Genomic DNA, 24,165 nt, shown 5'->3' with positions numbered 1-24,165 from the left:
CCTGGAACTCGTCGATCATGAAGCGCTCGAAGCGGTTGCCGACCTTCTCGTAGATGAACGGCGCGTCGTTGTGGCCGATGAACTCCGAGAGGATGTATTTGGTTTCGGAGAGCAGCATCATGTTCTGCTCGTCGCAGAGGTGCTGCACCTGGGCGTAGAGGTCCGAGAGCAGCGCGAAACTGCGGTAGTTCTCCCGCAGCAGCGCGCAGGTGTTCCACGCGCGCACGTTCCCGTCGTAAAGGTCGCACATCCGCCGCAGCAGGGGTTGCAGCTCGGCCACGAGCGCCTGGGCGGGCGACCCTTTAGCGCACCAGCCCGTGCACGTAAGGCTCATCCTGCCCGCGGTCGCCCCGTAGGGTTTGATCTCTCCGGCGGCCGTGGTGAAGAACCAGTTGGCGAAGCTGCGGCTCTTGCCCGAGAAGTCGGCCGCGGCAAGTCCAGCCCCGGTGATCAGCCGCACGGCCTCGGCGGCCGTGTCCAACAGTTCGCGCTTGCTCTTCTCGGCCGCGGCGGTGGCTTCGCGGACGATGCGGGCGAGCTCCTCGCGCGTGCGGGTCGTGGTGAGCGAATCCTTGTTCTTCTCCTTGAACAGCTCGCCGCCCAGCGAGAGGATGCCGTCGCGCACGTCCCACTTGCGCCCCTCGTCGATGCGCTCCTGCACGAACTCCGTGAGCCAGCGCAGCAGTTCGCCGTCGGCGGCGATCCGCTCCACGAGCGCATCGGCGCTCTTCGAGAGTACCGACGCGGTTTCGATCTCGACGTTGTAGTTGAGGTCGATGCCCAGCTCCTTGATGAATGCGCGCAGGATGCGCTGGAAAAAGGTGTCGATGGTGAGCACCGTGAAGCGCGAATAGTCGTGCAAAATCTTCGAGCGGGCCTCCGCGGCGCGTCGGCGCACGGTCGAGGCGTCCAGCCCCAGTTCGCGGCAGAGCGCGGCGAGGTAGGGGCTTTCCGCGCCCGAGGCCAGTGCGTGAATCTCCTTGAGAATGCGTGTCTTCATCTCCTCGGTGGCCTTGTTCGTAAAGGTCACGGCCAGAATGTGCCGGTAGACGGCGGGCTGTTCCACCACGTCGCGCACGTATTTGTACGCCAGCTGGTAGGTCTTGCCAGACCCGGCGCTCGCATTCAGAATCTTCGCTCTCACTGTCCGAAAAGTCGTTTATTGGGTAAAAGTACAAAACAAATCCCGAACGGCAAACCGCGTTTGGCAATAATTTCGTAAATTAGCGACGCATTAAATACGTCATTTCCTATGAAGAAATTGATTCTTAGCGTTGTGATGCTGCTCTCATTCGGAGCGCTCCGGGCACAGCCGGCCCAGGCCGCCGACTCCGCGGCCCGCAGCGAGTGGCTGCCGTCGTTCACCTCCGTGGTAGTGGCGGCTCCGCTCGACATCGTTTTCGTCCGCGTGCCCGACACCGAAGCGCCCAGGATCGAATACGACACCAAAGGCTCCTATACCACCAAGTTCAAGTTCGAGGTGCGGGACAAGGTGCTGCGCATCACCGAGCGCTCGGACGCCCGCCGTCCGGAGCGAACCTCGGTCAAGGTCTGCTATAACGACGTCGACGCATTCACGATCAACGACGCCGCGGCGACCTTCGAGGGGACGCTGACGCGCAGCCTGCTCGATCTGACGGTCGGGGGCCGTGCCACGGTGACGGCCGCGCTCGACGTGAAAGACCTCAAGATGGAGCTTACGGGCCACAGCAAGGCTACGCTTTCGGGTGCGGTGCGCTACCTCTCGCTGCTCGTCTCGACGGGCGAGGTCGATGCCGCCGCGCTGGAGGTGATGGCCGCACAGGTCAACGCCACCAGCGGCGGGACGGTGACGCTGACGGTGACCGACCGCCTGGAGGCGACCACCTCGACCAAGGGGACGATCAGCTTCAAGGGGCAGCCGGCCATCGTGCGCGGCGGCTCGCGGTTCCTGGGCGGCGAGATCGGACATATCGAAGAGTGAGGCCGGAGGCCGTGAACGGGTAAGCGCTGCGCGATGAAGGGATTTCTGGAGGAGGTCGCCGAAGAGCTGTACGGCCGATACGGCGAGAGCCTTTCCGACTGCGCAGTGCTCTTTCCGTCGCGCCGTGCGCAGCTGTTCTTCGTCGATGCGCTCTCCCGTATCGCCGGGCGGCCCCTGTGGCGGCCCCGTTGGACGACCATCGACGAACTGATGGGGGAGGTGTCGGGGCTTGCGACGGGCGACCGCGTGCGGCTCATCACCGAACTCTACAAGGTCTATTCCGAGTACCACGACGAGCCGTTCGACAAGTTCTACTTCTGGGGCGACATGCTCCTGGCGGACTTCGACACCATCGACAAGTACCTCATCGACGCGCGGATGCTCTTCCGCAACATCGAGCAGATCAAGGAGATCGAGGCCGATATTTCCTACCTCACCCCCGCGCAGCTGCAAATCCTCGCCTTCTGGTCGTCGTTCGGCGCGGAGGCCGACCTCTCAGCCGAGAAACGCCGGTTTCTGGCGATCTGGAAGACGCTCCTGCCGATCTATACGCGCTTCCGCGAGCGGTTGGCCGAGCTGGGCATCGCCTATAACGGCATGGTGCAGCGCGCCGCCGCCGAGCGCATCCGCAGCGGGGAGTTCGCCTTCGGGGAGCCGCGCCGCTACGTGGTGGCGGGGTTCAACGCGCTCTCGGAGTGCGAGAAAATCCTGTTCCGCTTCCTCTCGACCGCTGCCGAGACCGATTTCTACTGGGATTACGACACCTATTATACCGACCGCCCCGAGCAGGAGGCGGGCATGTTCGTGCGGCAGAACCTCGTGCAGTTCCCGCCCCGGGCGCCTCTCTCGCACGACCACTTCGCGCGCGGCAAGTCGCTGACGGCCGTGGCCGCCGTCTCGAACGCCGTGCAATGCAAGTACGCCGCCGAGATTCTGCGTACGCTGGCGCGCCGCGAAAAGCTCGACAAGCGCACCGCCGTGGTGCTGACCGACGAGAATCTGCTGATGCCGCTGTTGTACGCCCTGCCGCCCGAGCTGGGGCGCGTGAATGTCACGATGGGCTATCCGCTGCGTGCGACGCTGGCCTACACGTTCGTCGAACGGCTCGTGGAGCTGCAGCACCACCGCCGCAGGCGGGGCGAGAGGTGGACCTTCTACCACGCCGACGTGACGGGGCTGCTGGCGCATCCCTACGTGCTGGAGAGCGATGCGGCGCTGGTCGCCGAATTGCAGGAGCGGATCGTGAGCGAGCGCCGCATCTCGGTCGACGGGGCCTTTCTGGCGCGCAACGAACTGCTCTCGACCGTCTTTGCGGCTGCGGAGACGTGGCGCGACGTGTCGGACTGGCTCTCGCGGGTGGTCGCCGCCGTGGCGCGCATGCCCTATGCCGGGGACGATGCGCGCGAGCGGACGGAGTTTCTGGCCGTGGTGGCCGAGGAGCTGACCAAGCTGCGCAACTCGTTGGAGGGTTGCGATATAGACCTTACACCGGAGGTCTACGCCTCGCTGCTGCGCCGCCACCTGCAGACGCTGCGCATCCCGTTCGAGGGGGAGCCGCTGGAGGGTATTCAGGTGATGGGTATCCTCGAAACGCGCAACCTCGACTTTCGAAACGTGGTGATCCTCTCGATGAACGACGACAACTTCCCCGGCAGTCTGGTCGGCGGTTCGTCGTTCGTGCCCTACAACCTGCGCGCGGCCTACGGACTGCCCACGCCCGAGCACCACGAGGGGGTCTATGCCTATTATTTCTACCGCCTGATCCAGCGCGCGGAGACGGTGCACATGCTCTACTGCGCGCATGCCGACGAGAAGACCACCGGCGAGCCGAGCCGCTACATTCGCCAGTTGGATTACGAAAGCGGCTTCGCGGTGCGCAAGGTCGAGGTGGGGGTCGATGTCGACCTGGCCCCGGCCGAGCCCATCGAGGTGGCGAAGGACGAAGGGGTGATGCGGCGGCTGGAACGTTTCACCGACCCGGAGGGCACGGCGACGCTCTCGCCGACGGCGTTTTACCGCTATGTGGCCTGCCCGCTGCGCTTCTACTTTCACTCCATTGCACGGCTGGACACCGACGACGAGATCACCGAGGAGGTCGACGCTCCGATGTTTGGTACGATCCTCCACGCCGCCGTGCAGACCATCTATGCCCGCATCGCGGGCGAGGCGCATCCCGGCGAAACGCTGCGGGCGCTGATCCGCTCGGGCGAGGTCGCCGCGGCGGTCGAGCGGGCCATCAACGAGAACTACCTCCGCGACGAGCGCGCCACGACGGCCGACTATACGGGCAATCTGCTGCTGGTCAAAGATATCGTGACGCGCTACCTGCGCGGCGGGGTGATGCCCTACGACGCGGCGCACGACGATTTTACGGTGGCGGGATTGGAAGAGAAGGTGGGGTATGGATTTGCGTTTCCTACTCCGGACGGTGAACGGGTGATCCGCTTCGCGGGTATCGCCGACCGCATCGACCGCCTGCCGGACGGCGCGCTGCGGGTGGTCGACTACAAGACGGGAGCCCCGCACCTGGAGTTCGCGGGGGTGGAGAGCCTCTTTCGGGGCGAGGGCAAACAGCGCCTTTCGAACATCCTGCAAACGCTGCTCTATGCCATGATGCTCAGTCATAGTCGCGGCGTCGATGCCGAACCGGCGCTCTACTACGTGCGTGCCATGAACCGGCCAGACTACTCGCCGCAGCTCGACGACCGGGAGACGGGCGTGCGGGGCGGGCGCTACTCGCTCTACCGCGAACGGTTCGAGGAGCTGCTGCGCGAGACCCTTGCCGAGCTGTTCGATCCCGCGGTTCCGTTCCGCCAGTGTGCGGACGCGGATACCTGCAAATTCTGCGATTTCAACGTGATCTGCAAACGGTAGCGGATCAGAGATTCACGACGAAATAGGACGCGCCGCTGCGGCGGGCGGCTTCGATGCCGACGGGCGAATCCTCGAAGACGAGCGTTTCGCGCGGCGAGCACCCCTCGCGGCGCATCGCCTCGAGAAAGCAGTCCGGCGCGGGTTTGCTGCGCGCGACGTCCGCACCCGAGAGAATCCCGTCGACCCGCCCCTCGGGGCAGGCCCCGTCGGGCGTGTCGGGTCCACCGATGCCCACGTGGCGCATCACGTTGTCGATGTTGTCGCGGCTGCCGGTCGAGACGATCCACACGCGGCCGCCGCCGGCTCGGAACTGGCGGCAGAACTCCCACAACGGACGGTTGAGCCGCACGGTGTCGAAGAAAGCGGGGTAGCGGGCGATCTTTTCGAGCCGCAGCCGTTCGCGTTCAGCCGCATCGGCCACGCCCAGCCGGGTGAGGAACTCGTCGCAGCGCATGCCGAAGTAGTGCGCCTCGTACTCCGCCTCCGTGAGCGGGTAGCCCGCCTCGCGCAGCGTCGCCACGTAGGCGAGCGTATTGGCCCGCCGCGTATCGACCAGCGTGCCGTCGAAATCGAGCAGCAAAAGTTTTATTCGGGTATCGGTTTCCATCGGTATCGCTTTGTATTTTTGAGCCTTGGTCGTTGTTTCGGGCGCAGCCTGCGGGGTGTTTGGTTGCGGGTTTTTGGACGCAGCCTGCGGGGTGTTTGGTTGCGGGTTTTCGGACGCAGCCTGCGGGGGCTCGCAAATGCGGGCCTCCGCGCCGGGAGGCTGCGGCCCGCCGGCTCTTCGAGCCGATTTTTCCACTTTTGCCGGGGCGCCGTCAGTTACATATGCCGGGAGGCTGCGGCCCGCCGGTCCTTTCGGGCCGAATATGCGGAACTATCCAATTATCAAAATTAGCTCTTGTCTTTTATGGTTGCAGCCTGCGGAGCACGCTTTGCGGGCCTCCGCACCGTAAGCCTGCGGCCCGCCGGCTCTTTGAGCCGAATTTTCCACTTTTGCAGAGGCGGCATTAGTTACATATGCCGGGAGCCTGCGGGCCGCCGGCTCTTCAAGCCGAATTATCCGATCAACCGGAGCAACCGTCTGTGCATATGCCGGGAGGCTGCTGCCCGCCCGGCTCTAAAAGCCGCAACAAAAACGTTCCCGGACCGTCCGGATCGTACGTCATCTCCCTCCCTGAGGGAGGGCCGGGGTGGGGTCAGATTTGCAAACGCGGCGGGACGCCGCGAGGCTCCGACGGTCGGAAACGGATTTCCGGCAGCACGAACCGGGCCGCTCGGATCGATCTTTTTCCCGGGCCTCCGCGCCGGGAGGCTTACGTCCATACGACTCTTTTCCGCCGGTTCGGCCGCACGGTTCAGTCGAACGACTGCATCCCCGTCTGAGCAATGCGCATCAGCCGCTGGTATTCCGTCGGCGTAAGCTCCATGAAGAAGTAGTGGATCGGGTCGACGCGCATGCCGTTGTAGCGCACCTCGTAGTGGAGGTGCGGAGCCAGCGAGAGACCCGTATCGCCCGAGAGAGCGATTATGTCGCCCCGCCGCACCGTCTGCCCCTTGCGGACGTTCGATTTGCTGAGGTGGCTGTACGAGGTTTCATACCCGTTACCGTGGTCGATCACCACGGTCATGCCCGAAGTCGAGTTGCGCATGGCCACGTCGCGGACCACTCCGTCGGCCGTGGCGAAGACGCTCGACCCTTCGGGGATGGTGTAGTCTACCCCCTGATGCGACTGAAGTGTCTTGTAAAACGGGTGGTAGCGCATGCCGTAGGAGGCCGTGAGCAGCGTGAGCTGCTTGTTGATGACGGGCTGGATCGCCGGAATACGGTCGCAGTCGCGGCCCGCAAGGTCGATGCGCCGCTGCAATTCGAGGTAGGTGTCGTTCAGCTGCGCGAGCTTCCCCTCCAGCGCCTCGACCCGCTGTCCCAGCTCGCGGCGCAGGCGGCGCGACGAGCGGCCGACGATCTGCTCGTAGGTGGCCGTCTGCCGGTGTTCGAACTCCGAGTCGAAATCGTAGGGATCGGCCTCGAAGAGGGTCTGAAAGACGTTGCGGTCGCGCGCCGCGACGTTTTCCGCCACGCGCATCAGCGAGTCGTAGCGCGCCGAAAGTTCGGCGTATTCGCGCCGCAGCGCGTCGGTCGAGTGCTTCATGGCGTACTCCACGGGCGTGTCGAAGAAGAGCGAGAACCCCAGGTAGTAGAGCACCGCCACCCCCGTCCAGACGAACAGGTGCACCGTCACGCGGATCGTGCGCTGCTTGCGGCGTTTGCGCCGTCGGAGCCGTTCGAGGTCTTTCTTGCCAGCCATCGCTTAGAGTTTTTCGAAGTTGGTGTCGCGCATCTGCTGCATGAGCGTGTCGTACTCCTCGGGAGTCATGTCGCGGTTGAAGTAGTTGACCGGGTTGACCGGCACGCCCTTGTGGATCACCTCGTAGTGGAGGTGGGGGGCCGTCGAAATACCCGTGCTGCCCATGTAGCCGATCAGCTGGCCGCGGACGACCTGCTCGCCCGGCTTGACCAGGATCTGGCTCAGGTGGGCGTAGCGCGTCTTGTAGCCGAACTCGTGGTCGAGCAGAATCATCCGTCCGTAGCCGCGGTTCGAGTTCTGGGTGGTCTCCACGCGCGCATCGCCCGTGGCGAAGACCGGATCGCCCGTCTTGCCGCCCAGGTCGATGCCCTTGTGCGGGCGCACCACATGCAGGATGGGGTGCATGCGGCGCGGGTTGAAGGCGCCGATATGGTTGTTCTTGAGCCGTTTGCGGTCGATGGGCCAGATGGCGGGGATCGCCGTGGACAACTGCTCCTTGTTGCGCGTCAGGGCTTGCAGCTCGTCCAGCGAGACCGATTCGAGGTAGAGCATCCGGGCCAGCGCGTCGAGCTGTTTCCACGTGCCGACCATCAGCCCCTCGAACTCGTCGCCCTCCATCCGCGCGTATTTCGTATCGGGGTAGGGCTGCCACACCCCCTCGATCGAGAGCGTGTCCGTGGCGAAAAGCGAGCGGTAGACGTAGTTGTCGCGGTGACGGATGTCGTCCAGCCGCCGCTGAGCCGTGCGGATGCGGTCCTGGAGGATGCGGTAGCGGATCACCAGATCGTGGTTGTCGCGGTTGATCCGGTACATCTTCGGCGTGTAGAAGAAGTAGGAGAACAATACGTTGGCGATCGACACGAGGATGAAGCCCACCAGAATCTTGCGCAGCAGGCGGTAGGTTTTCAGCCGGAACGGGGCCGTGACGACCTCGCGCGTGAGCGCTTCCGCTTCGCGGCTGAGGCTGTGTACGCCCGGTGTCTGTCGTTTTTCCTCCATCAGCTAAAAATCTCCGGTTATTCGTGCAAATTTAGCGTAAATTGTGTAATTTTGCAACCCGAATCGAATAACGGAAAAAACGAATCAATCAATATATCATGGAATCGAATAAAATCCGGCAGGCCTTTCTCGACTTCTTCTCCTCGAAGGGTCACGTGATCGTGCCGTCGGCCCCGATGGTCGTCAAGGGCGACCCCACGCTGATGTTCACCAATGCGGGCATGAACCAGTTCAAGGACATCTTCCTGGGCAACGCGCCGCGCAAATACCCCCGGGCGGCCGACACGCAGAAGTGTCTGCGCGTGTCGGGCAAGCACAACGACCTGGAGGAGGTGGGCCACGACACCTACCACCATACCATGTTCGAGATGCTGGGCAACTGGTCCTACGGCGATTACTTCAAGAAGGAGGCGATCGAGTGGGCTTGGGAGCTGCTGCACGGCGTCTACGGGCTGCCTGCCGAGCGGATGTACGCCACGGTGTTCGAGGGTTCCGACGAGGACGGCGTGCCGTTCGATCAGGAAGCCTACGACTACTGGAAGCAGTTCCTGCCCGAGGACCACATCATCCGCGGCAACAAGCACGACAACTTCTGGGAGATGGGCGAAACGGGTCCCTGCGGTCCCTGCTCGGAGATCCATTTCGATCTGCGCGACGAGGCGGAGATCGCCGCGAAGCCCGGCCGCGAGCTGGTCAATGAGGGCCATCCGCAGGTGATCGAGATTTGGAACCTGGTCTTCATGCAGTTCAACCGCAAGGCCAACGGCTCTCTGGAGGAGCTGCCCGCGCGCAACGTCGATACGGGCATGGGCTTCGAACGCCTATGCATGATTCTGCAAGGCAAGAAATCGAACTACGACACGGACGTTTTCCAGCCTACGATCCGCCGCATCGCCGAGCTTTCGGGCAAGCGTTACGGCGACGATCCGAAAGCCGACGTGGCCATGCGCGTGATGGCCGACCACCTGCGGGCCATCGCCTTTTCGATCGCCGACGGACAGCTGCCGTCGAACGTCAAGGCGGGCTACGTCATCCGCCGCATCCTGCGCCGTGCCGTGCGGTACGGCTACACCTACCTCGGCTTCACGGAGCCGACGCTCTGCCGGCTGGTCGCCGGGTTGGTCGAACAGATGGGCGGCCAGTTCCCCGAACTGAAGGCGCAGCAGGCGCTGATCGAGAAGGTGATCGAGGAGGAGGAGGCCTCGTTCCTGCGCACGCTGGCCACGGGTATCAACCTGCTGGACGGGGTGATCGAGCGCACGCGCAGCGAGGGCCGCGAACTGATCTCGGGCAAGGACGCCTTCGAGCTGTACGACACGTTCGGCTTCCCGATCGATTTGACGGAGCTGATCGCCCGCGAGCAGGGCGTCGGCGTGGATCTCGCGGCTTTCGAGAAGGAGCTGCAGGCCCAGAAGGAGCGTTCGCGCAACGCCGCGGCGGTCTCCACCGACGACTGGGTGGAGCTGTTCCCGATCCGCGAAAGCGTCTTCACCGGCTACGACACGCTCACCGAGCGGGTCCGCATCGCCCGTTACCGCCGCGTAAGCTCCAAAGGGCGCACCTCCTACCAGCTGGTCTTCGACCGTACGCCGTTCTACGGCAATTCGGGCGGTCAGATCGGCGACATCGGCTTCATCGAGAGCATCAACGAACGCATTCCGGTCGTCGCCACCGAGAAGGAGAACGGCCTGATCGTCCACATCGTCGAGCGGCTGCCGGAGAACCCGGCGGCGGAGTTCACCGCCGTGGTGGACGCTGCCAAGCGGCAGTCGGCAGCCAACAACCACACCGCCACGCACCTCATGCACGAAGCGCTGCGCAAGGTGCTCGGAACGCACGTCGAGCAGAAGGGCTCGCTCGTAACGCCCGAGATTCTGCGCTTCGACTTCTCCCATTTCCAGAAGGTTACGCCCGAGGAGCTGCGCGAGGTCGAGCGGGCGGTCAACCGGGCCGTGCGCGCCAACTACCCGCTGGAGGAGAACCGCGAGGCGACCAAGGAGGAGGCCGAGCGGTGCGGGGCGATGATGCTCTTCGGCGAGAAGTACGGCGACCGGGTCCGCATGGTCCGTTTCGGGTCGTCGGTCGAGTTGTGCGGGGGCACGCATACCAGCGCCACGGGCAACATCGGGTTCTTCAAGATTCTGAGCGAGAGCGCTATTTCGGCCGGCGTGCGCCGCATCGAAGCGGTCACGGGCGAGCAGGCCGAGCAGGTGATCTACGCCGTCGAGGATACGATGCGCAACCTCACGCAGTATTTCAACAACCCGCAGGTGCTGCAGGCCGTCAAGAAGCTCTTCGAGAGCAACGAAAGCCTCTCGAAAGAGGTCGAGACCCTGCGCCGCGAGCAGGTTTCGCAATGGGCCGACAAGATCGTCGCTTCGACGCCCGAACGCGACGGCATGCAGCTCTTCGCCGTGCAGTCGGACCGTATGCCCGAATTCATCAAGGACCTCGCCTATAACCTGCGCGCGCGTTCGCCGCGGCTGGTCTTCGTCGTGGGTTCGAACTACGGCGACAAACCGCTGCTGACGGTGATGCTGGGCGAGGAGATCGTTGCCCGCGGCGCGAATGCCGGGGCCGTGGTGCGCGAGGCCGCGAAACTGATGCAGGGCGGCGGCGGCGGACAGGCATTCTTCGCCACGGCCGGCGGCAAGAAGACGGATGGGTTGCAGGCGGCCATCGACAAGGCCGTTGCACTGATTCGCGAGCAGCTGAAATAGGTTCGGCTGCGGTACGGGCCGGTTGCTTTTTCAGAAGTGCGCGAGCAGGGTGCAAAGCTGTCGCTTTGCTTAGATATAATTGAGGCGCGTTGCCGGGGGCCTTGGCTTAGGGACGTAGCCTGCGGAGGGACGCAACTGCGGGCCTCCGCACCGGGAGGCTGTGGCCCGCGCGGTTCTTCGAACCGAACCTCTTGCCCTTTCTTTAGAAGAAAGGGCGAAAGAGAGGCGCACGCAGAAAACGGCGGTCGGTCGTCCTCCTTCTCGCTGAACGGGCACGAAAGACTACGCTTTTCGCACACCCGTTCCGGGCGCTCGGCGTCGTCCGGCCGCGATTTCCGCCGTTTCCAGAAGTGCGCGACGGAGGTGCAAAGCTATTGCTTTGCTTAGATATAATTGAGGCGCGTTGCCGGGGTCCTTGGCTTAGGGACGCAGCCTGCGGAGGGACGCGACAAGCGGGCCTTCGCAGGGCGAGGCTGCGGCCCGCGCGGCTCAAAAGAGCCGCAAGACAATATGAGGCATAGGTCGTCGTAAGGAGAATGTCAAATCCTTATTTCGAGCGCAGCCTGCGGAGGAACGCTAATGCGGGCCTCCGCACCCGGAGGCTGCGGCCTGCCGGCTTGACAGCCGAAAAAATGACAAACCGAATTTCGGTCCGTACGATCGGGCGCCGCAGGCGGCCAACGTTCTTCGGATAAAATACAACGGTAATAATCAAAAAACGCTAAGATATGAACACTACGAACAAAGTCCTTCTGATGATCCTCGACGGCTGGGGCAACGGCCGTCACGACAAGGCCGACGTCATTTCGACGGTGCATCCCGCCTATATCTCGGCCATGACCGAGCGTTACCCCCACGCCCAGCTGCGCACCGACGGCGAAAACGTCGGTCTGCCCGACGGGCAGATGGGCAACTCGGAGGTCGGCCACCTGAACATCGGCGCAGGCCGCGTCGTCTATCAGGACCTGGTGAAGATCAACCGCGCCTGCCGCGACAACTCCATCCTGGAGAATCCGGAGATCAAGGCCGCTTTCGAATACGCCGCGAAAAACGGTGTCGGCGTCCATCTGATGGGCCTCGTGTCGGACGGCGGCGTGCACTCGTCGCTGGAGCACCTCTTCAAGCTCTGCGACATCGCCGCCGAGTATAAGATCGAAAACACCTTCGTGCACTGCTTCATGGACGGCCGCGACACCGACCCGCGCAGCGGCAAGGGCTTCATCGAGCAGCTCGAAAAGCATACGGCCGCTGCCGCCGGGCAGATCGCCACGATCGTCGGCCGCTACTATGCGATGGACCGCGACAAACGCTGGGAGCGCGTGAAGGTTGCCTACGATGCGCTGGTCGAGGGCGTCGGCGAACCGGCCACGGATATGGCCGCCGCCGTGCAGAAATCCTACGATGCGGGTGTGACGGATGAGTTCATCAAACCCATCGTCCGCGTGGATGCGGCGGGGAAGCCCGTCGGGCTGATCCGGCCGAACGATGTGGTGATCTTCTTCAATTACCGCAACGACCGCGCGAAGGAGCTGACCGTCGTGCTGACGCAGCAGGACATGCCCGCCGAGGGGATGCACACGCTGCCGCTCTATTACTGCTGCATGACCCCCTACGATGCGAAGTTCGAGGGGCTGCACATCCTCTTTGACAAGGAGAACGTGCCCGACACGATCGGGGAGTGGGTCTCCAAGCAGGGGCTTCGCCAGCTGCGCATCGCCGAGACCGAGAAATACGCCCATGTGACGTTCTTCCTCAACGGCGGCCGCGAGGAGAAGTTCGACGGCGAGGAGCGTATTCTGGTCGCTTCGCCCAAGGTGGCGACCTACGACCTCCAGCCCGAAATGTCCGCGCCGGAAGTGGCTGACAAACTGGTTGCAGCGCTGGGCGAACGGAAGTTCGACTTTATCTGCCTTAACTTCGCCAACGGCGACATGGTGGGTCATACGGGCGTCTACGAAGCGATCGTCAAGGCGGTCGAGGCGGTCGACCGATGCGTCGAAAAGGTGGTCGAGGCGGCCAAGGCTAACGGCTACGAGGTGGTGATGATCGCCGACCACGGCAATGCCGACAACGCCGTCAACCCCGACGGATCGCCCAATACCGCCCACTCGCTCAACCCCGTACCCATCGTCGTGGTCTCCGACCGCGTGAAGAAGGTGCACGACGGTATTCTGGCCGACGTGGCTCCGACGGTGCTCCGTCTGATGGGCGTCGAACAGCCCGCCAAAATGACCGGAAAGGCGTTGGTCGAAATGAAATGACGCGGCGCCGCGGTGCACGCAAACCCCGGACCTTTCGGTCCGGGGTTTGCTTTTTGTTCGTCGGCTACCCCCCCCCTCCCTCGTCGATATTTCTACTAAACAATTAGTAATATTCGGAAATTTGGTTAACTTTGTTCCGTAACCAATCCACGACAAAGATGAAACGCCTGATCCCCGTTCTGGCGGGCCTGCTCTGCCTCGTGCAGCCCCTCGCTGCGCAGCCTGTGTTCCGCATGGATGCCAAAGCGCCCAACCTCACCGTCGAGATGCTCGACGGCGGGACCGTCAAACTGTCCAAATGCCGCGGCAGGGTGGTGCTGATGAGCTTCTGGGCCACGTGGTGCAAGCCCTGCCTGAAAGAACTGCACGAAGTTCCGGATAAGATCCTGAAACGGTTCGAGGGCCAAAAATTCACGATGATCGCCGTTGCGAAGGGCGAACCGCGCGTGACGGTTGAGAAGAAGATGGCCGAGCTGGTGGCGGCGGGCGTCGTCTTCCCCGTCGGTCTGGACCCCTACGAGAAGATATCGCGGCTGCTGGGTGACGACCGCATCCCGCAGCTGGTCGTCATCGGTCCCGACGGAGTGGTTCGCTACCACGAGGTGGGTTATACGCCCGAGCGGCTGGATGAAGTCGCGGCCCTGATCGAAACCCTTTTACCCCGATGATGATGAAACGTATCTCTTTGCTGCTGTCCGCCTGCGCGGCTGCCGCTGCCGTTTCGGCCCAGATTCCGATGCCGGGCTGGGGCTTTTCCGACGTGATCGAGCGTCAGAGCGGTGTGGTGAACTACACCTACGAAAAGTTCGATTTCGACCGCCTGCCCACCCCGCGCCGCCTTACGGAGTTCCTGCGGCTGAAGGACACCGTGGAATACAAGCTGCACATTTTCCACGTCACGGTCTGCGACGACGCGGGTCCGGTCGCACATATCTCTTTCCAGCAGGACCCGCAGGTGGCGCGCAAGGAGCAGGATCCGGTCACTTTCGTGTCGACCGCAAATCCGTGGCTGCAGATCACCGCCACCGCCAACCTGCCGCTCGATGCGACGGATGCCGCGATCGCCCGCACGGTCGATTCGCTGCGCAATATCCGCGTGGCGGGCGAGGGGCTGGAACTGCTTCCCGCCAATCAGGACGGGGTCAGCTACGCCCTTGAGTACCTCTTCGCCCGGGCCGGGATCGACACCGATCCGCTGCTGACGTGGCGGACCTATGTGTTCGGTTCGGAGGGGAGCACGTTGATCGGCTACTGCTGCGACCGGGTCAAACGGACGAAGATCGGCGACGACATCGAGCGCTTCGCCCGCAAGGCGAAATTCGAGGAGGATGTGATCTATGTTCTGGCGGGAAACGAGGCGATGAAGAATCCCATCGTCTTCTTTTGGTGCGACGATAAGTTCTGGGCCAAGATCGGCCCCTGCCAGTACCTTTCGTTCGATTCGGTCATCTCGGTCTGGCGGCACGACAAGCGGGCGACGCATCTCGACGCCTACCGGTTGAAGGAGCGGTTCCGGTAGTAGGACCGGACGGCCTCGCTCTCAGTAGAGTTCGAGAAATTCGTAGGAGTTGCCCGCGGCCGCGAGGTAGCGCAGAAACTCTTCCTGCGCGATGACCACCGTCGCGCGGTTGTCGTTGGGGTGGAACGAGTAGGCCGGGAAGCGCCGCAGGTTGGCGTCGAGGAAGAGGTGGACGTGGTTCGCAGGGTCGTTCACCAGCCCGAACGGCGACACCGAGCCGGGCCGCAGCCCCAGCCAGCGCTCCATGCGCTGCTCCGAGGCGAACGAGAGTTTGCCCTGCCGCAGGCGGTGTTCCAGGTCGTGGATGGCCAGCGACTGCTCGCAGTCGAAGCAGACCAGGTAGTGGCGGTCGCCCTTGTGGTTGCGGAAGAAGAGGTTCTTGCAGTGCTTCGAACCGTCGTCGTGCCAGTATTGGCGGGCGATCTCGATGGTCGGGGCTTCCGGGTGTTCGTACCAGGTGTAGCGGATGGCGTGCGCATCGAGAAAGTCGAAAACCCGCCGGCGGCGTTCGTCGGCGGTGGGTGTCTGGGCCGTAGTTTCCATCGTTATTTCCGGTCGTAAAATTCGCGGATGTTGCGTGCGATGCAATCCACCAGCACCTCGACCGCTTCGACGGGCGACCAGGCGTTGTGGGGCGAGAGCAGCAGGCGGTCGGGTTCGCGCACGGCGAGCAGCGGATTGTCCTTTTCGAGCGGTTCGCGGCGGAACACGTCGAGCGCCGCTCCGGCGATCGTCCCGGCGTCGAGCGCTTCGGCCAGCGCCGCTTCGTCGACGATGCCGCCGCGGGCGACGTTGATCAGGATGGCCGAGGGTTTCATCAGCTTCAGTTCGCGCGCGCCGATCAGGCCGCGCGTTTTCTCGTTCAGCGGGGCGTGGATCGACACCACGTCCGAGGTGCGGAGCAGCTCGTCGAGCGGCAGGGCGGGGTAAGGCTCCTCCCTCGCCGTGCCCGAGGTGGAGGTGTAGGCGATGCGGCAGCCCAGCGCCGCGGCGACCTTGGCCACCTGGTGACCGATATTCCCCAATCCGATGATGCCCCACGCCGAGCCGTAGAGCTGGTGGGTGGTGCGGCCGAAGTGGTACTGGCGGTCCGATCCGGCGTATTCGGTCTTCACGTAACGGTCGTAGTAGACCACCTGCCGGAGCAGCCCGATGGCCGCGCCGACGGTCGTTTCGGTCACCGCATGGGTCGAGTAGCCCACGGCGTTCTTCACGGCGATGCCCAGCTCGGAGGCCGCCTCCAGGTCGATGTGGTTCATGCCCGTGGCCGCCGCGCAGATCAGCCGCAGACGCGGCAGAGCCTGCATCACTTCGCGCGTGAAGACCACTTTGTTGGTGATCGCCACGTCGGCTTCGCGGCAGCGCTCGACGGTCTGCTCGCGGCTTGTGGTGGCATACCCCGTGTAGTTGCCCAGCGAGCGGATGGCCTCCACGTCGGCCCCGCCGAGGGTGTATTCGTCCAGAAAAACAATGTTCGGTCGCATTTTTTATAATATTATTTTCTTTCGTACTCTCCGATAAGATCCCGAATGACCACCGACGCACATCCGATGCCGAAAAGTGCCGGGAGGTAGGAGATCGTGCCCACGTTCGATTTTTTGTTCTGCTCTTCGCAGAGGATCATCGCTCCTTCGCGGATCGGCTCCGGCGAGAACACAGCCTGAAAACCCTGCCGGATACCCAGCTTGTGCAGCCGCTTGCGCAGCATGTGGGCCAGTGGGCAGTGGTGGGTCTTCCCGATGTCGGCGATCTCCATGCGCGTGGGGTCCATTTTGGCCCCGGCGCCCATCGAACTTACGAGCGGCAGGCCGCGGTCGAGCGCCCCTTTGATCAGGGCGAGCTTGGGCGACAGGGTGTCGATGGCATCGACCACGTAGTCGTAGCGGGCCGCGTCGAGCAGCGTGTAGGTTTCCTCGTCCCGGATGTATTTGCAAACCACCGTCAGGTCGATCTCGGGGTTGATGTCGCGCAGCTGCTCGGCCAGCACTTCGGCTTTCGGACGGCCGACGGTCGAATGAAGTGCGATCAGCTGCCGGTTGATGTTCGTGAGGCTCACCGTGTCGGCATCCGCCACGGTCATGTGTCCCACGCCTGCGCGGGCGATCATCTCGGCGGCATAGGCTCCCACGCCGCCCAGCCCGACCACCAGCACGCGGGCGTCGCGCAGCAGGGCCAGTTTCTCTTCGCCCAGCATGAGGGCGGTGCGTTCCAGCCAGTTATCCATGTCTGAAAATTCGTTCGTAATTGCGGGTCGTCGCCCGCTGCAACTCCTCGACGCGCTCGCCGCGCGCTTCGGCCGCCCGGGCGTAGATCGCCTCGATGGGCGTCCGGCTGTCGTCCGTCTCCAGAAAGAGCCGGTCGGGCGGCGTTTCGCGCAGCGCAGCAAGGGTCTTCGGCGAGCGGAACGTCCGTTCGCCGAACGAGAGGAAGTACCCTTTGCGGAGCGCCTGCCGGGCCTGCTCGGGCGAACCGATGAAGCCGTGGAAAATCACCGCCCGCGGCTCGCATTCGGCCAGGCAGCGCATCACTGCTTCGAACGCCCTCACCGCGTGCAGCACCACCGGAAGCCCCCGTTCGCGGGCTATGCGCAGCTGCGCCCGGAATGCCGCATACTGGACGGCGGACGACGGGCCGCGCAGGAAGTCCAGCCCGATCTCCCCGATGGCCTCGACCTCGGCGAGCAGCGGGACGATCGACTCAACGTCCTCTTTGTCAGCGTCCCATGGGTGTACGCCTGCGGTGCGCAGCTCGATGCCGCGGCCGGTGGGGCGGTGAGTGTGGATGTTGACATAGGCGGATTCCATGGAGACAAAAGTAGAAATTTTTGGGCGATTATTCCAAGCGTATCAAGATTTCAGTTCCTGTTTTTGCGAAATCGGCAGGCTGCCATCCGCGGTCCATGGCAGCGCCGGCAAGTTTTAACCATCCCGAAATCCTCGCGTCGGAGGGGATGTCCGTCTGAATTTTTCGGCCGAGTCCGGATTATTTAAGTTAATTTAAGAAATAATATCCGCGGCTTACGGTTTTCTCAGGAAAATTTTGTACTTTCGCACGCGATTTAAAGTGTTAGCGCACTAACAACCCGGCGGCCGGACCGCGAGATCGGAACCCGCAGGGTGGCGGGCCGAAAGCCGGCAGGCCGACAGACTGAAAAAACATTGGAAACTAACTCAAATAACATCAAACAAAACCTTTAACCATGTCGAAAATCATTACTCTACGCAAGGGTCTCGACATCAATCTCCAGGGCAAGCCCGAGCCGTCGCTCTTCGACGCTCCGCAGGCTTCGGAGTACGCGCTGTCACCCCTCGATTTCGAGGGCGTGACCCCCAAACTGCTGGTTAAAGCGGGCGATCGGGTGAAAGCCGGCACGCCGTTGTTCTTCAACAAGTACAACGAGCGCGTTCTGTTCACCTCGCCCGTCAGCGGCACGGTGGCTGCCGTCAACCGCGGCGAGAAGCGCAAGGTGCTCTCGGTGACCGTCACGCCCGACGCCGCGCAGTGCTACGAGGAGTTCGAGCGGCCCGACCTCGGGAAGGCTTCTCGCGAAGAGATCGTCTGCCTGCTGCTCCGCTCGGGTCTCTGGCCGATGATCGTGCAGCGCCCTTACGGGATCATCGCCGATCCCGACGACACGCCCAAGGCGATCTTCATCTCCGCGTTCGATTCCGCACCGCTGGCTCCCGACTACAACTTCGCGCTGCAGGGGCAGGAGCAGAACCTCCAGGCCGGCATCGAGGTGATGCGCCGGCTGAGCGGCGGCAAGGTCCACCTTTCGGTGCGCGCCAACGCCGAGGGGCGGATGCCCGCGCTTCAGGGCGTCGAAGTGCACCGCTTCGCCGGGAAGCACCCCGTAGGCAACGTCGGCGTGCAGATTCACCACATCGATCCGGTGAACAAGGGCGAGGTGGTCTGGACGGTCAACATTCAGGACCTGGCCATCATCGGCCGGCTGGTCCGCGAAGGCCGCGTGGAGATGACCCGCGTGATCGCCGTGGCCGGCTCCGAGGTCGCAAAACCGCGCTACTGCCGCGTCATAGCCGGTGCGAAGAACGACTCGATCCTGCGGGGGGCGATCCGTCCGCAGGCGAAGGGCGACCGCGTGCGGGTGATCTCGGGCAACGTGCTCACCGGCACGAAATCGGCCGAGGACGGCTTCCTGGGCTTCTACGCCAACATGCTCACGGTGATTCCCGAGGGCGACAAGTACGAGCTGCTGGGCTGGGCCATGCCGCGGCTTGACAAGTTCTCGGTGTCGCGCTCCTACTTCTCGTGGCTCTTCCCGAAGAAGGCTTACAAGCTCGATACCAATCTCAACGGCGGCGAGCGCCCGTTCGTCGTCACGGGGCTTTACGACCGCTATCTGCCGATGGACATCTATCCGATGTACCTTCTGAAGGCGTGTCTGGCGGGCGACATCGACAAGATGGAGAACCTGGGCATCTACGAGGTGGTCGAGGAGGATTTCGCACTCTGCGAGTTCGTCGATCCCTCGAAGATCGAGATTCAGCAGATCATCCGCGACGGTATTAACTTAATGATCAGAGAGGCATAACGATGAGCGCACTACGCAATTTAGTAGACAAGATGAAGCCCGCGTTCTCCAAGGGGGGCAGGCTGGGCTTTCTGGAATCGACGTTCGAAGCGTTCGAAACGTTCCTGTTCGTGCCGAACACCACCACGCAGCGCGGCGCGCATATCCGCGACGCCAACGACATGAAGCGGACGATGATCATGGTCGTCGTGGCGCTGCTGCCGGCGCTGCTGTTCGGATTCTATAACACGGGCTACCAGCACTTCCTCTCGCAGGGCGTGCAGCCCGAATTTTGGCAGTCGTTCTGGTTCGGCTTCCTTCGGGTGCTGCCGATGATCGTCGTGTCGTACGCCGTGGGACTGGGCATCGAGTTCGCTTTCGCCCAGGCGCGCGGCCACGAGGTCAACGAGGGTTTCCTAGTGACGGGTCTGCTGATCCCGATGATCATGCCGGTGGACATTCCCCTCTGGATGCTCGCCCTCTCGACCGCTTTCGCCGTCATCTTCGGCAAGGAGGTCTTCGGCGGCACGGGCATGAACGTCTTCAACCCCGCGCTGGTGGCGCGCGCCTTCGCTTTCTTCGCCTACACGCCCGCCATGTCGGGTGCGACGGTCTGGATCGCGGGTCTTACCTCGGGCGAGGGCGTCGTGGACGGCTTCTCGGGCGCAACGGCGCTGGAGCACCTCGCTTCGGACGGTGCGCTGGGCTACGCCGTGAAGGACGCCGTGCTGGGCTTCATTCCCGGTTCGGTCGGCGAAACCTCGACCGTGGCGATTCTGATCGGTGCGGCGATTCTCCTGTTCACGGGCGTCGCTTCGTGGCGGTCGATGATCTCGGTCTTCGTGGGCGGTCTGGCGATGGGCTATCTGTTCCAGTGGACGGGCGTGACGACCTATCCGGCGTGGTGGCATCTCATTGTCGGCGGCTTCGCCTTCGGTGCGGTCTTCATGGCCACCGACCCCGTAACCTCGGCGCAGACCGACAAGGGCAAATACATCGTCGGCTTCATGACCGGTGCGCTGGCCGTGCTGATACGCGTGGTGAACCCGGCCTATCCCGAGGGAATGATGCTCTCGATCCTGTTCATGAACGCGTTGGCGCCGCTGGTGGACTACTACGTCGTCGAGGCCAACATCGCGCGCAGAAACAAACGTCTCAAAACGGCAAAATAGGCAGCTATGGCAACGAAAAAATTCAGATGCAACGTCTGCGGCTACATCCACGAAGGGTCGGCCGCACCCGATACCTGCCCCGTGTGCGGCGCTCCGGCGTCGGAGTTCACCGAGGTGAAGAAGAAAGGCCTGCTGAGCGATACGAACAGCAACGCCTACATTCTGCTCTACTCGACGGTGATGGTCGTCGTCGTGGCCGCGCTGCTGGCCGTGGCGTCGCTCTCGCTCCAGAGCCGGCAGTACGCCAATGAGCTGAACGAGAAGAAGCAGTCGATCCTCGCCTCGCTTTCGGCGGAAAATGAAAACTACGATGCGTTCATCGAGGCGCGCGTGCTCGACGCCGAAGGGCAGCCGGTCGAGGGCGAGGATGTCTTCGCCCTGCTGAACGACCTGCCGGGGGCGTTCGACGCCGGCCTGTATCCCATCTTCCAGGCCGCCGACGGCCGCGTGGTCATTCCCGTGACGGGTTCGGGACTTTGGGGCCCGATCTGGGGCTATGTCGCGCTGGAGAAGGATATGAACACCATCGCCGGCATCGTCATGGCCCACAAGGGCGAAACCCCCGGTCTGGGCGCCGAAATCGCAACGCCCAAGTACCAGGCCAAGTTCGTCGGCAAGAAGATTTTCGACGGCAACCGGTTCGTCTCCGTCATCCTGCGCAAGGGCGGGGCGAAAGACCCCGAGCACGAGGTGGACGCCATCTCGGGCGGTACGAAGACCTCGGACGGCGTGACGGCCATGCTTTACAACAGCATCGGCCACTACCTGCCGCTGCTGGAAGCCCGCCGCCGCACGGCTTCGATGATTATGCATCCCGGACCGGTGATCCGCGAGGACGGGGAAGTGTCAAACGATCAAAACGTGGAAAACCATGAGTAACGAAAAAGAACCTCTGTTCTCGGCCAAGAACCGCAAATACCTGACCGGCCCGTTCTCCGCGAACAATCCGGTCATCGTGCAGATCCTCGGTATCTGCTCGGCGCTGGCCGTCACCGTGCAGCTCAAGCCCGCCATCGTCATGGCCCTGTCGGTGACCGTCGTCACGGCATTCTCGAACCTGGTGATGTCGCTGCTGCGCAACGGCGTGCCGGCCCGCATCCGCATCATCGTCCAGCTGGTAGTCATCGCCGCACTGGTGATTCTGGTGGACCAGGTGCTCAAAGCCTACGTCTTCGAGATTTCGAAGCAGCTTTCGGTCTACGTCGGACTGATTATCACCAACTGCATCGTCATGGGCCGCATCGAGGCTTTCGCGCTGGCCAACAAGCCCTGGGCATCGTTCCTGGACGGCATCGGCAACGGCATCGGCTACGGTCTGATCCTGGTGATCGTGGCTTTCTTCCGTGAGCTGTTCGGCTCGGGGACCCTGCTGGGCTTCCGCGTCATTCCCGAGAGCTGGTATTCGGCCGAGGGCGGCTGGTATGCCAACAACGGCCTGATGCTCTTCCCGCCCATGGCGCTCATCATCGTGGGCTGCATCATCTGGGTGCACCGCTCGCGCAACAAGGAGTTACAGGAAAAATAGGAGGATAGCGTATGGAAACACTCAATATCTTTATCCGGTCGATCTTCATCGACAACATGGTCTTCGCCTTCTTCTTCGGCATGTGTTCCTACATCGCCGTGTCGAAGAGCGTCAAGACGGCCCTCGGCCTCGGCGCCGCCGTTACGTTCGTGATGGTGATGACCGTGCCGCTGAACTACCTCCTCTACCAGTACGTCCTCAAGGCCGACGCGCTCTTCGCGGGCGTGGACCTGAGCTTTTTGACGTTCATCGTCTTCATCGCCACCATCGCCGCATTCGTGCAGCTGGTCGAGATGATCGTCGAGAAGTTCTCGCCCACGCTTTACAGCCAGCTGGGCATCTTCCTGCCGCTGATCGCCGTGAACTGCGCCATCATGGGCGGCTCGCTCTTCATGCAGCAGAAGGTCGACGGCGGCGAACTTGCGTCGCTCTGGCAGACCATCGTCTACGGCCTGGGTTCGGGTCTGGGCTGGTGGCTGGCGATCGTCATGATGGCCGCCATCCGCGAGAAGACGACCTATTCGCACATCCCCGCCGCGTTGAAGGGTCCCGGTATCGCGTTCATCATCACGGGCCTGATGGGTATCGCCTTCATGATCTTCTCGGGCATCCAGTTCTAACCTAAAATGAGATTCGGAAAATGGAATTGACAACTATAATCGTTGCGATCATCGCCTTTCTGGTCATCACGCTGGCGCTGGTGGCGCTGCTGCTCTACGCCAAGGCGAAGCTCACTTCGTCGGGCGAGGTGACCATCGACATCAACGGCGGCGAGCGGGTCATCACCACCGAAAGCGGCTCGACACTCCTTTCGACGCTGGCCAACAACAAGGTCTTCCTGCCGTCGGCGTGCGGCGGCGGCGGTTCGTGCGGCATGTGCAAGTGTCAGGTCATGGAGGGCGGCGGCGACATCCTGCCTACCGAGACGGGTTTCATCTCGCGCAAGATGGCCAAGGAGCACTGGCGGCTGGGCTGCCAGGTCAAGGTGAAGGAGAACCTCAAGATCAAGGTCCCCGAAGCCGTGCTGGGCGTCAAGAAGTGGGAGTGCACCGTGGTCTCGAACCGCAATATCTCGACGTTCCTCAAGGAGTTCGTCGTCAGGCTGCCCGAGGGCGAAAACCTCAAGTTCCGCAGCGGCGGCTACATCCAGATCGACATCCCGAAGTACGACGGCATCAAGTTCACGGACATGGACGTGGAAGAGAAGTTCCGCGGCGACTGGGACAAGTTCAAAATGTGGGACCTCGTTACGGTCAATCCCGAGCCGACGTTCCGCGCCTACTCGATGGCCAACCACCCGGCCGAGGGCAATATCATCATGCTCAACATCCGTATCGCCACGCCTCCCTTCGACAAGGCCACGGGCGGCTTCATGAAGGTCAACCCGGGTATCTGTTCGTCGTATATCTTCTCGCGCAAGCCGGGCGACAAGGTGACCATTTCGGGTCCCTACGGCGAGTTCTTCCTGCCGGACAACCTGCCCGACACGCAGGAGCTGATCTTCATTGGCGGCGGTGCGGGCATGGCGCCGATGCGCAGCCACATCATGCACCTGTTCAAGACCGAGAAGACGCGGCGCCCCGTGTCGTTCTGGTACGGCGCGCGCGCGCTGAAGGAGGTTCCCTACCTCGACGAGTTTCACCAGATCGAGCAGGATTTCCCCAACTTCAGGTTCAACCTGGCGCTCGACCGTCCCGATCCCGAGGCCGATGCCGCGGGCGTTCAGTACACGCCGGGCTTCGTGCACAACGTGCTCTACGAGAACTACCTGAAGAACCATCAGGCTCCCGAGGACTGCATCTACCTGATGTGCGGACCTCCGATGATGATCGCTTCGGTGGTGAAGATGCTCGACAATCTGGGCGTGCCGGCGGAGAACATACTTTATGACAATTTCGGCAGTTAGCGAGTGCAATGAACTGTAAAACGCCGTAGGCGTCTAAACGAAAGGGAGGAAAGTTCAAATTTATTTGAAGATTTCCTCCTTTTCGTTTATGTATTCCCGCAGGGATTTGCAGTTCATGGCCGAGCGCCGCCGAAATCACGGAGCATGGTTATCGCTCGCGGAGGCGAGCGATGCGACGTAACTTCGGCAGTAATCCCAATTTGGGCATCTTTGCACTTGCTCTCGGGGCACGAATGGGAAGTACACAAGTACTACCCATCCGTGCCCCGCTCGTTTAAGCACAAACCTCCACCGCCGAAATCCCACATGCACGGATAGCCTGCGAATCGTGATTATCGTTCGCGGGGGCGGGCCGGCTATAATGTTCCGTCCTTAACATACAT

The 24,165-nt window shown here is 62.7% G+C and carries 20 protein-coding genes; 12 read left to right on the top strand and 8 right to left on the bottom strand.

The features are described 5' to 3' along the window. Nucleotides 1-1,144 (bottom strand): UvrD-helicase domain-containing protein (locus ACMO9O_RS11230; RefSeq protein WP_418983958.1); only part of this gene is annotated, 1,144 nt, incomplete at its 3' end. Between the two features lie 108 nt (nucleotides 1,145-1,252). Between ACMO9O_RS11230 and ACMO9O_RS11225 the strand changes: the two genes are divergently transcribed. Together ACMO9O_RS11225 and ACMO9O_RS11220 are read left to right on the top strand one after the other, a co-directional pair. Continuing rightward, nucleotides 1,253-1,963 (top strand): GIN domain-containing protein, encoded by a 711-nt coding sequence (locus ACMO9O_RS11225; RefSeq protein WP_418983957.1) that lies wholly within the window; start codon nucleotides 1,253-1,255, stop codon nucleotides 1,961-1,963. A 33-nt stretch (nucleotides 1,964-1,996) separates the two neighbouring features. Continuing rightward, nucleotides 1,997-4,837 (top strand): PD-(D/E)XK nuclease family protein, encoded by a 2,841-nt coding sequence (locus tag ACMO9O_RS11220; RefSeq protein ID WP_418983956.1) that lies wholly within the window; start codon nucleotides 1,997-1,999, stop codon nucleotides 4,835-4,837. Nucleotides 4,838-4,841: 4 nt separating this feature from the next. On the opposite strand, the gene ACMO9O_RS11215 is transcribed toward ACMO9O_RS11220, so the two are convergent. The 3 genes from ACMO9O_RS11215 to ACMO9O_RS11205 form a co-directional block, all read right to left on the bottom strand. Further along, nucleotides 4,842-5,444 carry an HAD family hydrolase gene (locus ACMO9O_RS11215; RefSeq protein WP_418983955.1) on the bottom strand — a complete coding sequence of 201 codons (603 nt, stop codon included), beginning with the start codon at nucleotides 5,442-5,444 and terminating at the stop codon, nucleotides 4,842-4,844. A gap of 751 nt (nucleotides 5,445-6,195) precedes the next feature. Beyond that, the gene (locus tag ACMO9O_RS11210; RefSeq protein ID WP_418983954.1) at nucleotides 6,196-7,146 is read right to left on the bottom strand and encodes a M23 family metallopeptidase; all 951 of its coding nucleotides are present in this window, start codon (nucleotides 7,144-7,146) and stop codon (nucleotides 6,196-6,198) included. 3 nt (nucleotides 7,147-7,149) lie between these two features. Beyond that, complete coding sequence (locus ACMO9O_RS11205) at nucleotides 7,150-8,145, bottom strand: M23 family metallopeptidase (protein ID WP_418983953.1); 996 nt, start codon at nucleotides 8,143-8,145, stop codon at nucleotides 7,150-7,152. A gap of 98 nt (nucleotides 8,146-8,243) precedes the next feature. Here ACMO9O_RS11205 and alaS point away from each other — a divergent pair, with 98 nt between their 5' ends. The 4 genes from alaS to ACMO9O_RS11185 all read left to right on the top strand — a co-directional run bounded on the left by alaS (nucleotide 8,244) and on the right by ACMO9O_RS11185 (nucleotide 14,645). Continuing rightward, nucleotides 8,244-10,865 carry an alanine--tRNA ligase gene (gene alaS, locus ACMO9O_RS11200; protein WP_418983952.1) on the top strand — a complete coding sequence of 874 codons (2,622 nt, stop codon included), beginning with the start codon at nucleotides 8,244-8,246 and terminating at the stop codon, nucleotides 10,863-10,865. A gap of 728 nt (nucleotides 10,866-11,593) precedes the next feature. Next, nucleotides 11,594-13,126 carry a 2,3-bisphosphoglycerate-independent phosphoglycerate mutase gene (gene gpmI, locus ACMO9O_RS11195; protein WP_418983951.1) on the top strand — a complete coding sequence of 511 codons (1,533 nt, stop codon included), beginning with the start codon at nucleotides 11,594-11,596 and terminating at the stop codon, nucleotides 13,124-13,126. 158 nt (nucleotides 13,127-13,284) lie between these two features. Beyond that, nucleotides 13,285-13,794 carry a peroxiredoxin family protein gene (locus tag ACMO9O_RS11190; protein WP_418983950.1) on the top strand — a complete coding sequence of 170 codons (510 nt, stop codon included), beginning with the start codon at nucleotides 13,285-13,287 and terminating at the stop codon, nucleotides 13,792-13,794. Then, on the top strand, nucleotides 13,791-14,645 hold the full coding sequence (locus ACMO9O_RS11185) for a hypothetical protein (RefSeq protein WP_418983949.1): 855 nt from the start codon (nucleotides 13,791-13,793) through the stop codon (nucleotides 14,643-14,645). Before ACMO9O_RS11190 ends, ACMO9O_RS11185 begins: the two co-directional genes overlap by 4 nt. A gap of 21 nt (nucleotides 14,646-14,666) precedes the next feature. Here the strand turns inward: ACMO9O_RS11185 and ACMO9O_RS11180 are convergent, their stop codons facing one another. Genes ACMO9O_RS11180 through ACMO9O_RS11165 form a run of 4 tightly spaced genes read right to left on the bottom strand, consistent with a single transcriptional unit; the run spans nucleotide 14,667 to nucleotide 17,449 of the window. Continuing rightward, nucleotides 14,667-15,188 (bottom strand): prolyl-tRNA synthetase associated domain-containing protein, encoded by a 522-nt coding sequence (locus ACMO9O_RS11180; protein ID WP_418983948.1) that lies wholly within the window; start codon nucleotides 15,186-15,188, stop codon nucleotides 14,667-14,669. Between the two features lie 2 nt (nucleotides 15,189-15,190). Beyond that, a complete protein-coding gene (locus ACMO9O_RS11175) occupies nucleotides 15,191-16,129 on the bottom strand; it encodes an NAD(P)-dependent oxidoreductase (RefSeq protein ID WP_418983947.1) in 939 nt (312 codons plus the stop codon). An 11-nt stretch (nucleotides 16,130-16,140) separates the two neighbouring features. Beyond that, nucleotides 16,141-16,869, bottom strand: coding sequence for a ThiF family adenylyltransferase (locus ACMO9O_RS11170; protein WP_418983946.1), 729 nt, complete (start codon nucleotides 16,867-16,869; stop codon nucleotides 16,141-16,143). Beyond that, a complete protein-coding gene (locus ACMO9O_RS11165; protein WP_418983945.1) occupies nucleotides 16,862-17,449 on the bottom strand; it encodes a TatD family hydrolase in 588 nt (195 codons plus the stop codon). Before ACMO9O_RS11165 ends, ACMO9O_RS11170 begins: the two co-directional genes overlap by 8 nt. Nucleotides 17,450-17,844: 395 nt before the next feature. Here ACMO9O_RS11165 and ACMO9O_RS11160 point away from each other — a divergent pair, with 395 nt between their 5' ends. Genes ACMO9O_RS11160 through nqrF form a run of 6 tightly spaced genes read left to right on the top strand, consistent with a single transcriptional unit; the run spans nucleotide 17,845 to nucleotide 23,782 of the window. After that, on the top strand, nucleotides 17,845-19,200 hold the full coding sequence (locus ACMO9O_RS11160) for a Na(+)-translocating NADH-quinone reductase subunit A (RefSeq protein WP_418983944.1): 1,356 nt from the start codon (nucleotides 17,845-17,847) through the stop codon (nucleotides 19,198-19,200). Nucleotides 19,201-19,202: 2 nt separating this feature from the next. Continuing rightward, nucleotides 19,203-20,351, top strand: a complete 1,149-nt coding sequence (locus ACMO9O_RS11155) for an NADH:ubiquinone reductase (Na(+)-transporting) subunit B (protein WP_418983943.1) — start codon at nucleotides 19,203-19,205, stop codon at nucleotides 20,349-20,351. A 6-nt stretch (nucleotides 20,352-20,357) separates the two neighbouring features. Then, nucleotides 20,358-21,230: an NADH:ubiquinone reductase (Na(+)-transporting) subunit C gene (gene nqrC, locus ACMO9O_RS11150; RefSeq protein WP_418983942.1), complete on the top strand. Its 873-nt coding sequence runs from the start codon at nucleotides 20,358-20,360 to the stop codon at nucleotides 21,228-21,230. Further along, complete coding sequence (locus ACMO9O_RS11145; protein ID WP_418983941.1) at nucleotides 21,223-21,876, top strand: NADH:ubiquinone reductase (Na(+)-transporting) subunit D; 654 nt, start codon at nucleotides 21,223-21,225, stop codon at nucleotides 21,874-21,876. The genes nqrC and ACMO9O_RS11145 overlap by 8 nt, the downstream gene beginning before the upstream one ends. 11 nt (nucleotides 21,877-21,887) lie before the next feature. Further along, a complete protein-coding gene (gene nqrE, locus ACMO9O_RS11140; protein WP_418983940.1) occupies nucleotides 21,888-22,496 on the top strand; it encodes an NADH:ubiquinone reductase (Na(+)-transporting) subunit E in 609 nt (202 codons plus the stop codon). Between the two features lie 20 nt (nucleotides 22,497-22,516). After that, nucleotides 22,517-23,782 carry an NADH:ubiquinone reductase (Na(+)-transporting) subunit F gene (nqrF, locus tag ACMO9O_RS11135; protein ID WP_418983939.1) on the top strand — a complete coding sequence of 422 codons (1,266 nt, stop codon included), beginning with the start codon at nucleotides 22,517-22,519 and terminating at the stop codon, nucleotides 23,780-23,782. Nucleotides 23,783-24,165: the final 383 nt, after the last annotated feature.

Origin of the sequence: Alistipes sp., from assembly GCF_048465635.1 — a bacterium.
GTDB lineage: Bacteria > Bacteroidota > Bacteroidia > Bacteroidales > Rikenellaceae > Alistipes.
This window is presented reverse-complemented; position numbering and strand designations above follow the sequence as displayed.

What these genes read in the sequence shown, in the direction of transcription:
- ACMO9O_RS11225 (WP_418983957.1), top strand. Translation starts at nt 1,253, where the DNA reads ATGAAGAAATTGATTCTTAGCGTTGTGATGCTGCTCTCATTCGGAGCG.
- ACMO9O_RS11220 (WP_418983956.1), top strand. Translation starts at nt 1,997, where the DNA reads ATGAAGGGATTTCTGGAGGAGGTCGCCGAAGAGCTGTACGGCCGATAC.
- ACMO9O_RS11215 (WP_418983955.1), bottom strand. Translation starts at nt 5,444, where the DNA reads ATGGAAACCGATACCCGAATAAAACTTTTGCTGCTCGATTTCGACGGC.
- ACMO9O_RS11210 (WP_418983954.1), bottom strand. Translation starts at nt 7,146, where the DNA reads ATGGCTGGCAAGAAAGACCTCGAACGGCTCCGACGGCGCAAACGCCGC.
- ACMO9O_RS11205 (WP_418983953.1), bottom strand. Translation starts at nt 8,145, where the DNA reads ATGGAGGAAAAACGACAGACACCGGGCGTACACAGCCTCAGCCGCGAA.
- alaS (WP_418983952.1), top strand. Translation starts at nt 8,244, where the DNA reads ATGGAATCGAATAAAATCCGGCAGGCCTTTCTCGACTTCTTCTCCTCG.
- gpmI (WP_418983951.1), top strand. Translation starts at nt 11,594, where the DNA reads ATGAACACTACGAACAAAGTCCTTCTGATGATCCTCGACGGCTGGGGC.
- ACMO9O_RS11190 (WP_418983950.1), top strand. Translation starts at nt 13,285, where the DNA reads ATGAAACGCCTGATCCCCGTTCTGGCGGGCCTGCTCTGCCTCGTGCAG.
- ACMO9O_RS11185 (WP_418983949.1), top strand. Translation starts at nt 13,791, where the DNA reads ATGATGATGAAACGTATCTCTTTGCTGCTGTCCGCCTGCGCGGCTGCC.
- ACMO9O_RS11180 (WP_418983948.1), bottom strand. Translation starts at nt 15,188, where the DNA reads ATGGAAACTACGGCCCAGACACCCACCGCCGACGAACGCCGCCGGCGG.
- ACMO9O_RS11175 (WP_418983947.1), bottom strand. Translation starts at nt 16,129, where the DNA reads ATGCGACCGAACATTGTTTTTCTGGACGAATACACCCTCGGCGGGGCC.
- ACMO9O_RS11170 (WP_418983946.1), bottom strand. Translation starts at nt 16,869, where the DNA reads ATGGATAACTGGCTGGAACGCACCGCCCTCATGCTGGGCGAAGAGAAA.
- ACMO9O_RS11165 (WP_418983945.1), bottom strand. Translation starts at nt 17,449, where the DNA reads ATGGAATCCGCCTATGTCAACATCCACACTCACCGCCCCACCGGCCGC.
- ACMO9O_RS11160 (WP_418983944.1), top strand. Translation starts at nt 17,845, where the DNA reads ATGTCGAAAATCATTACTCTACGCAAGGGTCTCGACATCAATCTCCAG.
- ACMO9O_RS11155 (WP_418983943.1), top strand. Translation starts at nt 19,203, where the DNA reads ATGAGCGCACTACGCAATTTAGTAGACAAGATGAAGCCCGCGTTCTCC.
- nqrC (WP_418983942.1), top strand. Translation starts at nt 20,358, where the DNA reads ATGGCAACGAAAAAATTCAGATGCAACGTCTGCGGCTACATCCACGAA.
- ACMO9O_RS11145 (WP_418983941.1), top strand. Translation starts at nt 21,223, where the DNA reads ATGAGTAACGAAAAAGAACCTCTGTTCTCGGCCAAGAACCGCAAATAC.
- nqrE (WP_418983940.1), top strand. Translation starts at nt 21,888, where the DNA reads ATGGAAACACTCAATATCTTTATCCGGTCGATCTTCATCGACAACATG.
- nqrF (WP_418983939.1), top strand. Translation starts at nt 22,517, where the DNA reads ATGGAATTGACAACTATAATCGTTGCGATCATCGCCTTTCTGGTCATC.